7 protein-coding genes are annotated in these 13754 nt (G+C 74.9%); 5 read left to right on the top strand and 2 right to left on the bottom strand.

Features of this window, described 5'->3' with window-relative positions:
• Positions 1 to 552: 552 nt before the first annotated feature.
• The gene (locus AQJ30_RS30110) at positions 553 to 1761 is read right to left on the bottom strand and encodes a nucleotide sugar dehydrogenase (protein ID WP_067240187.1); all 1209 of its coding nucleotides are present in this window, start codon (positions 1759 to 1761) and stop codon (positions 553 to 555) included.
• A 283-nt stretch (positions 1762 to 2044) separates the two neighbouring features.
• Between AQJ30_RS30110 and AQJ30_RS30105 the strand changes: the two genes are divergently transcribed.
• The gene (locus AQJ30_RS30105) at positions 2045 to 3751 is read left to right on the top strand and encodes a glycerol-3-phosphate dehydrogenase/oxidase (protein ID WP_079084397.1); all 1707 of its coding nucleotides are present in this window, start codon (positions 2045 to 2047) and stop codon (positions 3749 to 3751) included.
• 101 nt (positions 3752 to 3852) lie between these two features.
• Here the strand turns inward: AQJ30_RS30105 and AQJ30_RS30100 are convergent, their stop codons facing one another.
• On the bottom strand, positions 3853 to 4920 hold the full coding sequence (locus AQJ30_RS30100) for a serine hydrolase domain-containing protein (protein ID WP_067240184.1): 1068 nt from the start codon (positions 4918 to 4920) through the stop codon (positions 3853 to 3855).
• 245 nt (positions 4921 to 5165) lie between these two features.
• Here AQJ30_RS30100 and AQJ30_RS30095 point away from each other — a divergent pair, with 245 nt between their 5' ends.
• The 4 genes from AQJ30_RS30095 (at position 5166) to AQJ30_RS30080 (ending at position 13723) form a co-directional block, all read left to right on the top strand.
• Positions 5166 to 7217, top strand: a complete 2052-nt coding sequence (locus tag AQJ30_RS30095) for a serine/threonine-protein kinase (RefSeq protein ID WP_067240180.1) — start codon at positions 5166 to 5168, stop codon at positions 7215 to 7217.
• A gap of 200 nt (positions 7218 to 7417) precedes the next feature.
• Positions 7418 to 9919 (top strand): protein kinase, encoded by a 2502-nt coding sequence (locus tag AQJ30_RS30090; protein WP_067240265.1) that lies wholly within the window; start codon positions 7418 to 7420, stop codon positions 9917 to 9919.
• Between the two features lie 169 nt (positions 9920 to 10088).
• Positions 10089 to 11930 carry a serine/threonine-protein kinase gene (locus AQJ30_RS30085; RefSeq protein WP_067240176.1) on the top strand — a complete coding sequence of 614 codons (1842 nt, stop codon included), beginning with the start codon at positions 10089 to 10091 and terminating at the stop codon, positions 11928 to 11930.
• Positions 11931 to 12025: 95 nt separating this feature from the next.
• On the top strand, positions 12026 to 13723 hold the full coding sequence (locus AQJ30_RS30080; protein ID WP_067240173.1) for a serine/threonine-protein kinase: 1698 nt from the start codon (positions 12026 to 12028) through the stop codon (positions 13721 to 13723).
• The last annotated feature ends 31 nt before the right edge of the window (positions 13724 to 13754 follow it).

Here is a 13754-nt window from a genome sequence, read left to right as displayed (position 1 = left end):
CCTAGCCCCTCCGGGCAGACGCTAGGGCCGGTCACTCCCGTGAGGGGGGACCGGCCCTTTTGCGTGCGCGCCGCGGCGGGTCGGACGGCGCACGGCGCGAAGGGGGGCGCGCGGTTGCGTTCGGGGCGAATGGGGGCCGAACGGGCGTATGGAGGGCGGTAATGTCCGTGATCGGCGACCCGAGCTCTCTGGGTCGCCCCCTTCCAAGGAACGGTTCCGGACCCGCGCCCGCGGGGCCCGGCCCGCGTTCCGAACGGACCGCCCACCCGGGCTACTGGGCGGTGTCGTGGAAGGGGGCGCCCATGGGACGCCATCGCAAGCCCACTCGCTGGGACGGGATCCGGCTTCGGCTGGTGAAGTTCCGGAGGAGGTGGGTCTTGCGACTTTTCGGATGGTGAGCGGCCGTCCCTATAAGAGCTAGGGACGGACACCCGTCAACCATCAGGAGCCTGCCGCAGTACCCGCTGCGGTGGGCTCCACCTGTTGCCAGATTACCGGCGCCCCCACCCCTGTGCCAGCAGTCCCCGGACCGTGCACCACCTCGCGCCCCCCTCACAACCGGTGCGCCGCCCCCGTCGGGGTCGCGCCGCGGGTGTCCAGGAGGAGTTGGGCCTTCACCGACAGGCCCTGGAGGTCGTACGTGCGGTGCTGTTGGACGAGGATCGTGAGGTCGGCGTCGGCGGCGGCCTCGTAGAGGGAGTCCGCGCGGGGGACCGGGCGGTCCAGGACGCTCCAGGACGGAACGTGCGGGTCGTGGTAGCTGACGGACGCGCCGAGTTCCATCAGCCGGATCGCGATCTCCCGCGCGGGCGTGCCCTGTTGGTCGGCGAGGTCGGGCTTGTAGGTGACGCCGAGGAGCAGCACGCGCGCGCCCCGGGCGGACTTGCCGTGCTCGTTGAGCAGCGCGGCCGCGCGCTGGACGACGTAGCGCGGCATGCGGCTGTTGACCTGCTGGGCCAGCTCCACCATGCGCAGCGGGCCACCGGCCTGCCCGGCGCGGTCGAGCGGCACCGCGTGCCCGCCGACCCCGGGCCCCGGGCGGAAGGACTGGAAGCCGAACGGCTTGGTCTCCGCGCAGCGGATGACGTCCCACAGGTCGACGCCCAACTCGTGGCACAGCACGGCCATCTCGTTGACCAGCGCGATGTTCACGTGCCGGAAGTTGGTCTCCAGCAGCTGCACGGTCTCCGCCTCGCGCAGCCCACGCGCGCGTACCACCTTCTCGGTCAGCCGGCCGTAGAACGCGGCGGCGGACTCCGTGCACGCGGGCGTGAGGCCGCCGATCACCTTGGGCGTGTTGCCGGGCGTGAAGACCCGGTTGCCGGGGTCGACGCGGCAGGGCGAGTACGCAAGCTGGAAGTCGCGCCCGGCGCGCAGCCCCGAGGTCTCCTCCAGCAGCGGCCGCAGGAAGTCCTCGGTGGTCCCCGGCGGCACCGGCGACTCCAGGATGACCGTGGTGTGCGGGCGCAGGTGCCCCGCCAGGGTGCGCGCGGCCTGAGCCACGAGGCTGAGGTCGAGCCCGCCGTCCGCGTCGCGCGGGGTGGGCGCGCAGATGACGGCCGTGCGCACCCTCCCCAGCTCGGCCGCGTTGGCGGTGCGCCGGAAGCCCCCCGAGAGCATCCGGCGCAGTTCGGCGGGGCTGACGGAGCCGGCCTCGGGCCCGGTGGCGTAGCCGAGCGTGGGGATGCCCGCCGCGACCGCCGCCTGGGCGAGGGGCAGGCCGAGCGGGCCGAGTCCGATGACGGCGAGATCTGCGGGCATGGCGTGGGCCGTCCTTCCCAGTAACCGAAGCGGGGCAGGCACGCAAGCCCTGTGGACAGGACGAGCGAGCGCAATGTCAGACTAGGAGTAAATATGACCGTTATGTGGGATTGATCGGCTGTGTTTTCCCGCCGGTCCGTTCCGCTTCCGTGGCAGTTGTCCACAGGCTGGGGGCGAGTGGTGGCTGATGTCGGGCATCCCGGTCAGAATTTGGGCATGGGGAAGGAAGACCGGGCCTCGCCCTGACGGTGCGGCCGACGCGACGGACGAGCGGGAGGCAGCGGTGAGGACAGCGACACTGGGGCCGGCGCAGCGGGCCGAGTCACTGGCGGCCATGGCGGAGCGCGAACTGGACGTGCTGGTCGTGGGGGGCGGGGTGGTCGGCGCGGGCACGGCCCTCGACGCGGTCACCCGCGGCCTGTCCACGGGACTGGTGGAGGCCCGCGACTGGGCCTCGGGCACCTCCAGCCGGTCCAGCAAGCTCATCCACGGCGGCCTGCGCTACCTGGAGATGCTCGACTTCGCCCTCGTGAGGGAGGCGCTGAAGGAGCGCGGCCTGCTGCTGGAGCGCATCGCGCCGCACCTGGTCAAGCCGGTGCCGTTCCTCTACCCGCTCCAGCACAAGGGCTGGGAGCGGCTGTACGCCGGGTCGGGCGTCGCCCTCTACGACGCGATGTCCATGGCCCGCGGGCACGGCCGGGGTCTGCCCACCCACCGCCACCTGTCCCGCCGCCACGCCCTGCGCGTCGCCCCCGCCCTGAAGAAGGACGCCCTGGTCGGCGCGCTGCAGTACTACGACGCCCAGATGGACGACGCCCGCTTCGTCGCCGCCCTGGTCCGCACGGCGGCGGCCTACGGCGCGAAGGTCGCCAACCGCGCGCGCGTCACGGGCTTCCTGCGCGAGGGCGAGCGGGTCGTCGGCGCCCGGGTCCAGGACGTCGAGGCCGGCGGCGAGTACGAGGTCCGCGCCAAGCAGGTCGTCAACGCCACGGGCGTGTGGACCGACGACACCCAGGCGATGGTCGGCTCCCGCGGGCAGTTCCACGTCCGGGCGTCCAAGGGCATCCACCTCGTGGTGCCGAAGGACCGCATCAACTCCACCAGCGGGCTGATCCTGCGCACCGAGAAGTCGGTGCTGTTCGTCATCCCCTGGGGCCGGCACTGGATCATCGGCACCACCGACACCGACTGGGACCTCGACAAGGCCCACCCGGCCGCCTCCAGCGCCGACATCGACTACCTCCTGGAGCACGTCAACTCCGTGCTGGCCGTGCCGCTGACCAGGGACGACGTCGAAGGGGTGTACGCGGGGCTGCGGCCGCTGCTGGCCGGCGAGTCGGACGCCACCAGCAAGCTGTCGCGCGAGCACACCGTGGCCCACCCGGTGCCGGGCCTGGTCGTGGTGGCGGGCGGCAAGTACACGACGTACCGGGTCATGGCCAAGGACGCCGTCGACGAGGCGGTGCACGGGCTCGACCTGCGCGTCGCCGACTGCGTCACGGAGGACGTCCCGCTGCTCGGCGCGGAGGGGTACCGGGCGCTGTGGAACGCGCGGGCGCGGATATCCGCCCGCACCGGACTGCACGTGGTGCGGGTCGAGCACCTGCTGAACCGTTTCGGGTCCCTGGCCGAGGAGGTCCTCGACCTGGTCGCGGCCGACCCGTCGCTGGGCGAGCCGCTCCAGTTCGCCGACGACTACCTGCGCGCCGAGATCGTCTACGCCGCCTCGCACGAGGGCGCCCGTCACCTGGACGACGTGCTGACCCGGCGCACCCGCATCTCCATCGAGACCTTCGACCGCGGGGCCCGCTCGGCCCGCGAGGCGGCGGAGCTGATGGCGCCGGTGCTGGGCTGGGACAAGGACCAGATCGAGCGCGAGGTCGAGCACTACGAGAAGCGGGTCGAGGCCGAGCGCGAGTCCCAGCTCCAGCCGGACGACCAGACGGCGGACGCGGCGCGGCTGGGGGCGCCGGACATCGTGCCGTTGTGACGGGCTCAGCCCTCATTCCCCGCCGCGGTGACAGCCGGCACCCGGCCGATTCACTCGAACGGGTGTAGTGGTCCGGGATCTCCGTTCGGGGCTCGCTCGTTCTACGGGGTGCGAGGGCAGAACTCGGCGGCGAGCAGGGCCGGTTCGAGGTCGGGATCTGCGATCGCCGTCGTGTTCACCCGGAAGGTCAGGACACGACGGCCGTCGGGGGTGGCCGCGCTGCGCACGTAGCTGCCCGCTATACGGCCGTTGTGCCCCCACACCGTGACGCCGCACGGAAGCCGTTTGGGGAACAGGCCCATGCCGTACAGGCCGTGTGCGGCACGGGTGTCGAGCATCTCGCGCAGCCAGCGCGGGGGCAGCAGCCGGCCGCCCAGCAGCGCCGCGTAGAAGCGGTCCAGGTCGGCCAGCGTGGTCACCAGCGAGCCCGCGGCCCCGGCCGTCCGCGGGTCGAGCTCGGTGACGTCGGAGCCGTCGGCGGCGAAGGCCCGGCCGTGCGGCGGGGGAAGGGTCCTGCGGGACCCCGGGAAGGAGGTGCCGGTCAGACCCAGCGGAATGAGCAGCCGCCGCTCGGCCTCGGCGGCGTAGGAGCGGCCCGTGACCTGTTCGACGACCAGGCCGAGCAGGACGTAGTTGGTGTTGGAGTAGGCGAAGCGGCCTCGGTCGGCCGGAGGGTGGGTGAGGGCGAGACGGACGGCTTGCCGCGCGGTGACGGGCACCGTGCCGCTGGTGTCCCGGGTGTAGTCGTACAGGCCGCTGGTGTGGGTGAGCAGGGAACGGAGGGTCAGCGCGCGCCCGTCGTTGCCCGCCCCACGCACCAGGCCGGGCAGGTGCCGCTCCACCGGGTCGGACAGCGACAGCCGGTGCTCGGCGGCCAGTTGGAGCACCACGGTGGCCACGAACGTCTTGGTGACGCTGCCGGCCCGGAAGCGGTCGTCGCGTGCGATGCCCGGACCCGCCTCGGCGTAGCGGGTGCCGTTCTCCTCCCGGGCCAGCAGCGCGGCGGCGGGCACCCCGCCCCGGGTGAGCAGGAGCGGCAGCAGGGCGTCCGCCGGTGCCGGGGACGCGCTCTGCGAGGCGCTCGTAGTGAGCCACAGGAGCACCAGGACCAGGGGGACGACCCGCAGACTTCGGAGCAGCGGAGCGGCGCTGGCGCGGCGGCTCGGCATCGCGGGTCCTCTCGTGGGCGGGCGCCCCATCCTGCACGGGCTCCCTGTGAACCGCGTCGGCGGGTGGCGGGGGAGGTGTGGAAGGTCCCGTTCCCGGCGTGTCGCGGTCCGCGGCCGAACTGTGACGCACCTATTGGCCGAAATGTGCCGTGCAAGAGGTCCGGACGGGGGCACCCGGGGCGTTGGGCACTTGTCGGGTGAGGGACAATGGAGGCTCTGTCAGGGCGGGTTGCTTGAGGGGACGCATGTCGGAGGCGGAGCGGGCGGGAGCATCCCGTCAGGACAAGAGCGCACGTCTCCTCGCCGGGCGGTACCGGCTGGGAGACGTACTCGGCCGCGGCGGCATGGGTACGGTGTGGCGCGCCGAGGACGAGACGCTCGGACGGACGGTCGCCGTCAAGGAGTTGCGGTTCCCGTCGAACATCGACGACGACGAGAAGCGCCGGCTGATCACGCGGACGCTGCGCGAGGCCAAGGCCATCGCCAGGATCCGCAACAACAGCGCGGTGACGGTCTTCGACGTGGTCGACGAGGACGACCGGCCGTGGATCGTGATGGAACTCGTCGAGGGCAAGTCGCTCGCCGAGGTCATCCGCGAGGACGGCGTGCTGGAGCCCGAGCGGGCCGCCCGGGTGGGCCTGGCGATCCTGGACGTCCTGCGGTCGGCGCACCGCGAGGGCATCCTGCACCGTGACGTGAAGCCGTCCAACGTGCTGCTGGAGTCCGGCACCGACCGCGTCGTGCTCACCGACTTCGGCATCGCGCAGGTCGAGGGCGATCCGTCCATCACCTCCACCGGCATGCTCGTCGGCGCCCCCTCCTACATCGCCCCCGAGCGGGCGCGCGGGCACAAGCCCGGCCCGGCGGCCGACCTGTGGTCGCTCGGAGGACTGCTGTACGCGGCGGTCGAGGGCACCCCGCCGTACGACAAGGGCTCGGCGATCGCGACGCTCACCGCGGTGATGACCGAGCAGCTGGAGGAGCCGAAGAACGCGGGTCCGCTGCGGGACGTCATCTACGGGCTGCTGACCAAGGACCCGGAGCGGCGCCTGGACGACGCCGGGGCGCGCGCCATGCTCAACGCGGTCATCCTCGCGCGCGACCCGAAGGAGTCCGAGCCGGCGGACGCGACGAAGGTCGTGCCGCTGCCCAAGCAGGCGGACGGGACGCGGGAGAAGGGCAGTTCGGGCGAGAAGCTGCGCGGGGCGCTGCGGTCCGTGCGCAAGGCTGCGGCGGGCGGGGCGGCGGCCGCGGCGGCCGGGACGCGTGACGGGTCCGCGAGCGGGACGGCCGCGGGCGGGGTCGACACGGCGGACGCGGCCGGCTCCGGCGGGACGCGGTCCACGGGCACGGCCGCGACGACCTCCGTGCGGTCGGCGTCCGTCGGGACGGCGGGCGGTGCGGGCGACGCAGGCTCCACCGGCTCCACCGGCTCCACCGGCTCCACCGGCTCCGCCGGCTCCACCGGCTCGGGCGGGGGCCGCAGTTCGGGCTGGCCCGTGATGACGCCGCCGGCCGATCTGCCGCCGAGGCCGGTGCCCCGGGCGCCACTCACCGACGTGGTGCCGCGGCGCACGCTGGTGATCATCGCCGTGGTGGCGGCGCTGGCGGTGCTCGGCACCGTGCTGGCCCTCACCCTCGGCGGTGGGGACGACGACGGTTCCGACGGCGCCAAGGGCGGCCCCGGGGCGAGTTCGGTGACCGGTCGCAGCCCCGGCACCAAGGAGGACAAGAGCGGCGGCACCGGCACCGACGGGTCGGCCTCGCAGTCCGCTCCCACCGGGACCTCCTCCGCCGCCGCGCCGGGCAGCGGGTCCGGGGCGAGCAGCAGCACCGGTGCGGGAGCGTCGGCGGGTGGGAAGGGCACGGCCGTGTTCACGCACAAGGGCGGCCAGGGGTACTCCATCGGACTGCCGCCGGGGTGGAAGTTCCAGACGACCGCCGCCGCCGGTGACCGGTTCACCGGGCCGAACGGGCAGAAACTGCTCATCGCCTGGACGACCGAGCCGAAGGACGACCCGGTCGCCGACTGGACGAACCAGGAGCGCTACATGGTGCGCTCGCAGTACCAGAGGATCCGGATAGCCAAGGTGGACTACCGCGACTGGAACGCGGCCGACTGGGAGTTCACCTACGTCGACGGCGGCACCGCGTACCGGACGGTCGACCGGGGTTTCGTGGTGAACGACCACCAGGGCTACGGGCTGATGTACACGGCGAAGGCGGCCGACTGGAACAGCGCCGAGCGGGCGGCCACCTGGAAGACGCTCTCGGAGACGTTCCAGCCGAAGAAGTGACGGCCGGCCGGCGTTCGGGGCGCGGTACGGCGGGAAGCCGTGGAAGGAGCGGCCGGGGAGGCGAGATCTGGCATCCCCTCTTTGCGGGTTGCCTCCGGCACGTATCGTGAGTGCTTGCGGACCGTACGCATCCAGCCGGATGCCCACAACGGTGCGTGACACGAACGGATTTGACCGACCGGGCGGCCGGGGGAGGCAACGTGGACGACTATGCGGGGCGGGTGCTCGCCGACCGCTACCGCCTGCCGCTGCCGCCCGCCGACGAGTACGAACTCACCGAGAGCCGGGCCTTCGACACCTACAGCGGACAGGAAGTCCTGGTCCGTCAGGTGCCGTTGCCCGAGGTCGTCGAGGCCGAGGTGCTCGACGCGGAGGGACTGCCCGCGGGATTCACCGCCCGTGAGCGCAGGATGCCCGGCACCAGCACGCGCAGGCCGTCCGACCCGGTCGTGCGGCGCGCCGTGGAGGCCGCGCAGGCCGCGGCCCGCATCCCCGACCACCCCCGCCTCGACCAGGTCTTCGACGTGTTCGCCGACGGCGGCTCGCTGTGGATCGTCAGCGAGCTGGTGGCCGCCCGGCCGCTCGCGGCGCTGCTCGCCGAGCGGACGCTGACGCCGTACCGGGCGGCGGAGGTCGCCTCCGACGTGCTGATGGCGCTGCGGGTGCTCCACGCGCACGGCTGGGTGCACCGGAACATCACCGCGCGCACCGTCCTGGTCTGCGACGACGGCCGCATCATGCTGACCGGGCTCGCGGTCGGCGCGGCCGAGGAGGCGCTGTGCGGGTACGACCCCGTGCCGACCGAGGACGACGGCGGGCCGGGCCCAGGCCCCGGTGGCCCCGCGGCCGGTGGGCCCGGTGGCTCCACGGCCGGTGGGCCCGGCGGTGCGGTCGACCCCGAGGCCGCGCGTCGTGCCGCCATCGAGGCGCGGGCGGCGGGCCGGCTCCCCGCGCCCTCACCCGCCCCGGGCAGCGCACCCGGAGTCGCTCCGGGGACGAGGCCCGTGCCCCCCGGGGGGACCTCCCCGGCCGTTCCCGGATCCCGTGGCGCGCTCGCCCCCCGGGCGCTGGACAGCACTGAGGACATCCGCGCCGCGCGGGCCGGCGCGATCGCCGCGTACCGGGCGGGCGCGCGGGCGGCGGCCCGGATCCAGGAGGCCCAGGACGCCCAGCAGGGCCGACGGCCGGCACTCCCCGGCGCCCGCACCCCGGTCGAGGGCGGCCCGGGGGAGGGCGCGCCGATGTCGCCGTACGGCAGCGGGCTCGCGCAGCCGGGCGGTCAGCCGCCCGGGCAGATCGCCGACCCCTACGGGGCGCGTGGGGCCGGGGCGGGCCTGCCCGCCCCGGCCCCCTACGACGGCGGCCGCCAGCTCCCCGCCCCCGCTGAGGGCCCCGGCGCCGTCGAGCAGCCGGGGACGCGGCCCGCCCGGTGGGACGACCCCGCCGCCGGGACGCCCGCCCCGCGCGGGCCCGCCACCGCGCTCGCCGCCGAGCGGGCACGGCAGGCCCGGATGGCCGTGGTCGGCCCGGTCACCGAGCGGTGGGCGCCCGAACAGGCCGGCCCGGTGCACGAGAACTGGCAGCTCGCCGCGCCCATCGGACCCGCCACCGACCTGTGGGCGCTCGGCGCCCTGCTGTTCCGCGCCGTGCAGGGCCACGCGCCCTATCCCGAGGACTCGACCGCCGAGCTGGTGCAGATGGTGTGCGCGGAGCCGCCCGCGTTCGCCGAGGAGTGCGGGCCGCTGCGGCCGGTCGTGGAGTCGCTGCTGCGCCAGGACCCCACCGAACGCCCCGACGTGGAGCTCCTCAGCGGCTGGCTGCGCTCCCTGGTGCGCTCGGCGCCCGAACCCGAGGCGGGCGCCCACGTCATCGCCGCGCCGCCGGCCGATCCGCGCCGGCTGCCCATCATCCGGCGCAAGGGCGAACTGGTGCGCCGCCGCAGGGCCGGACTGCCCGCGCACCACGGACGGCACAAACGGCAGGAGGCGAGCGGATCGCCCCGCAGCCTGGGCCGCACCCTGCTCGTGCTGATCCTGCTGGTACTGGCGGCGGCGGTCGCGTACGCGGTGCTGTTCATGCCCAAGGCGGACGAGCGGGACGGCACCGCGCAGAACACCGGCTCGGGCACCGTCAGCGACGCGCCCGCGGCGAGCAGCAGCAGCGAACCCCGGCCCGAGCAGACCTCGCCCGCGCCGCGCGGCAGCGGCAGTTCGGCCGCCGGGACCCCGTCCGGCTCCGGCCCCGCCGTCGCCGACGGCTTCACGCTGCGCACCGACACGGCCGGTTTCCGCGTCGCCGTGGCCGACGGCTGGGACCGCACGCCGAAGAACGGGCGCGCCCAGGTCGTGTACTCCCACGGCGACTTCGAGCTGATCGTCGTCCCCGGCCGGGACTCCGCGGCCCGGTACGGCGGCGACCCGATGGTCTACCAGCGGGAGAAGGAGAGCGAGCTCCAGCCGTACCGGGACTCCAGCTGGGCCACCGCCTCCGGGCTGCGCACCACCCAGGTGGGTGAACGTGTCATGGCGGAGGGCCAGTTCACCTGGACGGGGTCCGGCGGACGGGAGCTCTACGTGCGCAACCTCGCGCTGCTGCTCCACGGCCGCTACCACGTCGTCCAGGTGCGCGGCCCGGAGGCCGAGCGCGACGAGGTGACCCGCATCTACGAGCAGGCGCAGGCTACTTACCAGTACACGGGCTGACCGGCACGGGGCCGACGGTGACGGGGGCCGGTGACGCGTCCGGTTCCCGCCGCGGGCCGGAAGCGACAACCGTCACAGTGCGGTCTCCTTGGCACCCCGCTGGTTCCGTGGACGCTGGGCAATCCTTACGCTGACCCTGTCAAGAGCATTGCGGGGCAACGTGAATCAGATGCAGGGCCTGCTCCTCGCGGGCCGCTACCGGCTCGCCGATTCCATCGGCAGCGGCGGCATGGGCCGGGTGTGGCGCGCCCACGACGAGCTGCTGCACCGGGCCGTCGCCATCAAGGAGCTGACCGCCGCGCTCTACGTCTCCGAGAGCGAACAGCCGGCCCTCCTCGCGCGCACCCGGGCCGAGGCCCGCGCCGCCGCGCGGATCAACCACTCCGCCGTGGTCACCGTGCACGACGTGCTCGAACACGACGGCCGCCCCTGGATCGTGATGGAGCTGGTCGAGGGCCGCTCGCTCGCCGACGCCGTCAAGCAGGAGGGCCGCCTCGAACCCGCCGAGGCCGCCCGGATCGGCCTGTGGGTGCTGCGCGCCCTGCGCGCCGCGCACTCCGCCGGTGTCCTGCACCGCGACGTCAAGCCCGGCAACGTCCTTCTCTCGCACGACGGCCGGGTCCTGCTCACCGACTTCGGCATCGCCCAGATCGACGGCGACACCACCATCACCCGCACCGGGGAGGTCGTGGGCTCCGTCGACTACCTGGCCCCCGAGCGGGTCCGCGGCCAGGACCCCGGCCCGTCCTCCGACCTGTGGGCGCTCGGCGCCACCCTGTACACGGCCGTCGAGGGCCGTTCGCCGTTCCGCCGCACGTCCCCGCTGTCCACCATGCAGGCCGTGGTGGAGGAGGAGGCCGCCGAGCCGCGGTACGCCGGTCCGCTCGGGCCCGTCATCACCGCGCTGCTGCGCAAGGACCCCGCCTCCCGTCCCGGCACCGCCGAGGCCGAGCACCTGCTCGCCCAGGCCGCCGAGGGCCGCAGCCCGCACGAGGCCCAGGCGTATGTGCCGACGCAGTACGGCCCCGACCTGCGGCCCGGCTACGACAGCGGCAGCGGGCGGACGCCCTACGCGAGCGGCACCCACCCCGGCGGTGCCGACGACGCGACCGGGGCGCCGTACGGCCCGGGGACGCCGGGCGGGCACACGCCGCCCTCCCACACGCCCGCCTCCCACACGCCCGCCTCCCACACGCCCGCCTCCCACACGCCCCTGCCGTACGCGTCCCTCGCGCACACGCCCGTGCCGCAGTCGTCCGTCACCGGTCCGACCGCCGTGGGGCCGACCCCGATGGGGCCGCCGCCGGGGCCGGGGACCGCCGTGCGTCCCCAACAGCCGTCCCGGCGGCGCCGGTTGCGCACGCTCGCCCTCGTGGTGGCCGTGGCCGCGCTGATCGGCGGCGGTACGGCCGTGGTGCTCCAGCAGTGGGACTCCGGCCGGCACGACCAGGGCGGCGGCCGTACGACCCTGTCGCCGAGCCCCTCCGCGCCCAGCCCCTCGCAGCCCAGCCCGTCGGCGAGCGACGGCACCTCGCCCGACTCCTGGCAGCCGGTGACCGACCCGCTGGGCTTCCGGCTGTCCCTGCCCCCGGGCTGGAAGCGCGTGGTGTACCAGGACGACGGCGACCTCAAGCAGGTCGACTACACGCCCGACGGCGGCGAGCACTTCGTGCGCATCGCCGTGGACACCTCCCCGGACTACGACGACGCCTACGAGCACCAGGCCGACCTGGACACGCAGTTGAGGCGGCTCGTGGACTACCGGCGGGTGACGCTGGAGCGCAACGTCTACCGTGACCGCCCCGGGTCCGAGTGGGAGTACACCTGGACCGCGCTCGCCAAGGACACCGACTTCCCCGGGCCGCGGCGCGCGAAGGAGGAGACGTACCTCGGGCGGGACGGTACCGAGTACGTCCTGTACATCTCCTCGCCGGCCGACGACTGGGACACCACCGCCGAGCAGTTCGAGTCGGTGCTGCGCAGTTGGCGGGAGCCCGCCGGCACCTCCTGAGCCGGACCCCGGTGGCCCCGCGGCCGCCGGAGGGCACGGGAGTTGGCCGGTCACCGCCCCGGAGGCGGACCGTCCGGTGCGGCATGATGGGGCCCATGGGGACCGAGGGGGACGAGGACCGCCGTGTGATCGCGGGCCGTTACCGGCTGCGGACACGGCTCGGGCGCGGCGGCATGGGCGTGGTGTGGCGGGCGACCGACGAACTGCTCGGCCGCAGCGTCGCCGTGAAGGAACTCTCCCAGGACGCCTCCCTCGACGACACCGACGCCCGCGACCGCCGCGACCGCACCCTGCGCGAGGCCCGCGCGGTGGCCCAGCTGCACCACCCGCACATCATCGTGGTGCACGACGTGGTGGTGGAGGACGAACGCCCCTACATCGTCATGGAGTTGATCGACGGCGGCTCGCTCGCCGACCGGATCGCCGAGCACGGCCCGGTCGACGTGGCCGAGGCGGCGCGGATCGGCCTGGCCCTGCTGGGCGCCCTGCGCGCCGCGCACGAGGCCGGTGTCCTGCACCGCGACATCAAGCCCGCCAACGTCCTCATCGAGTCCGGCACCGGCCGGGTCGTCCTGACCGACTTCGGCATCGCCCAGGTCGCGGGCGCCACCACGCTCACCGAGACGGGTTCGTTCGTGGGCTCGCCCGAGTACACCGCCCCGGAGCGCATGTCCGGCGAGCGCACCGGCCCGGAGTCCGACCTGTGGTCGCTGGGCGCGCTGCTGTGCACGGCCCTGAGCGGCCGCTCGCCGTTCCGGCGCGACTCGCTGGGCGGCATCCTGCACGCCGTCGTCTTCGACGAGATCCGCACGCCGGCCGAGGCGGGGCCGCTGCTGCCCGTCGTACGGGGGCTGCTGGAGCGCGATCCGCAGCGGCGGCTGGGCGCGGAGGAGGCGGAGCGGATGCTGCGCGCCTACCGGGACACCGGGCGCGTGCCCGCGGCGCCCGCCGACCGCACGCCGACCCAGCGGGACGTACCGCACGCCGGTCCGCCGCGGCGCCGGCCGCCGGGGGAGACGGCCGGCGCCGCCCCGCAGGAGCCGTCCGGGCCCGCCGACCGTCCGGTCCCCCGGGACCGGCCGCCGCGCACCAAGCGGGGCGCGCTGATCGCCGCGCTGCTGGTGGCCGCGCTGGCCGGGGCCGGCCTGTCGGCGGCGGCGCTGCTCGTGCACGGCGGGGGCGACGGGGGCGGCACCCCGGCCAGTTCGGCGCCGCACGGCGCGACCGGCAGCGGCACGCGCGGGCCGACGCCCGCCCCCACGACGTCTGCGACGCCGCACCCCACCGTGACCGTGACGCGCACCGCCGCGCCGGCCCCGCCCGTGTCCCCGGCCTCCCACGCCCGGCCGGGGGCGCCCTCCGGGTACCGCATCGCCGACGACCCGGCCGGGTTCGCGCTCGCCGTGCCGGACGGCTTCACCCGCAGCCCGCAGGGGGAGCGGGTCTTCTACCTCTCCCCGGACGGCGCCTTCCGCCTCGGCGTCAAGGTGACCGCACCCGGGCCGGGCGGCCCGCACGCCGTGATGGAACGCGCCGCCGCCGAGGGCACCGACACCAACCCCGGCTACCGCGACGGCGTGGTCACCGACACCACGCACGGCGGACGGCCCGCCGCGCTCTGGGAGTTCACCTGGAACGGCTTCAGCGCGGCGGAGGGCCCCCGGCACACCTACGACCTGTGCTGGGAGGACGGCGGCCGGCTCTACGACGTGTGGGTGTCGGCGCCGGTCGGCAAGGTGCGCGAGGCGCGGGAGTACTTCGACGTGGCCGTCGACACGTTCACGGCCTCGTGAGGCCACGGGGGAGGCGGCGGGCACGTGCCCG

The organism is Streptomyces longwoodensis, assembly GCF_001514125.1.
In the GTDB taxonomy this organism is placed as follows: domain Bacteria; phylum Actinomycetota; class Actinomycetes; order Streptomycetales; family Streptomycetaceae; genus Streptomyces; species Streptomyces longwoodensis.
Note: the sequence above shows the minus strand (reverse complement) of the source record. Positions and strands in the feature narration are given on the sequence as shown.

Excerpts from the sequence above, each read along its gene's own strand:
- AQJ30_RS30110 (WP_067240187.1), bottom strand. The coding sequence starts at position 1,761 with ATGCCCGCAGATCTCGCCGTCATCGGACTCGGCCCGCTCGGCCTGCCC.
- AQJ30_RS30100 (WP_067240184.1), bottom strand. The coding sequence starts at position 4,920 with ATGCCGAGCCGCCGCGCCAGCGCCGCTCCGCTGCTCCGAAGTCTGCGG.
- AQJ30_RS30095 (WP_067240180.1), top strand. The coding sequence starts at position 5,166 with ATGTCGGAGGCGGAGCGGGCGGGAGCATCCCGTCAGGACAAGAGCGCA.
- AQJ30_RS30085 (WP_067240176.1), top strand. The coding sequence starts at position 10,089 with ATGCAGGGCCTGCTCCTCGCGGGCCGCTACCGGCTCGCCGATTCCATC.
- AQJ30_RS30080 (WP_067240173.1), top strand. The coding sequence starts at position 12,026 with ATGGGGACCGAGGGGGACGAGGACCGCCGTGTGATCGCGGGCCGTTAC.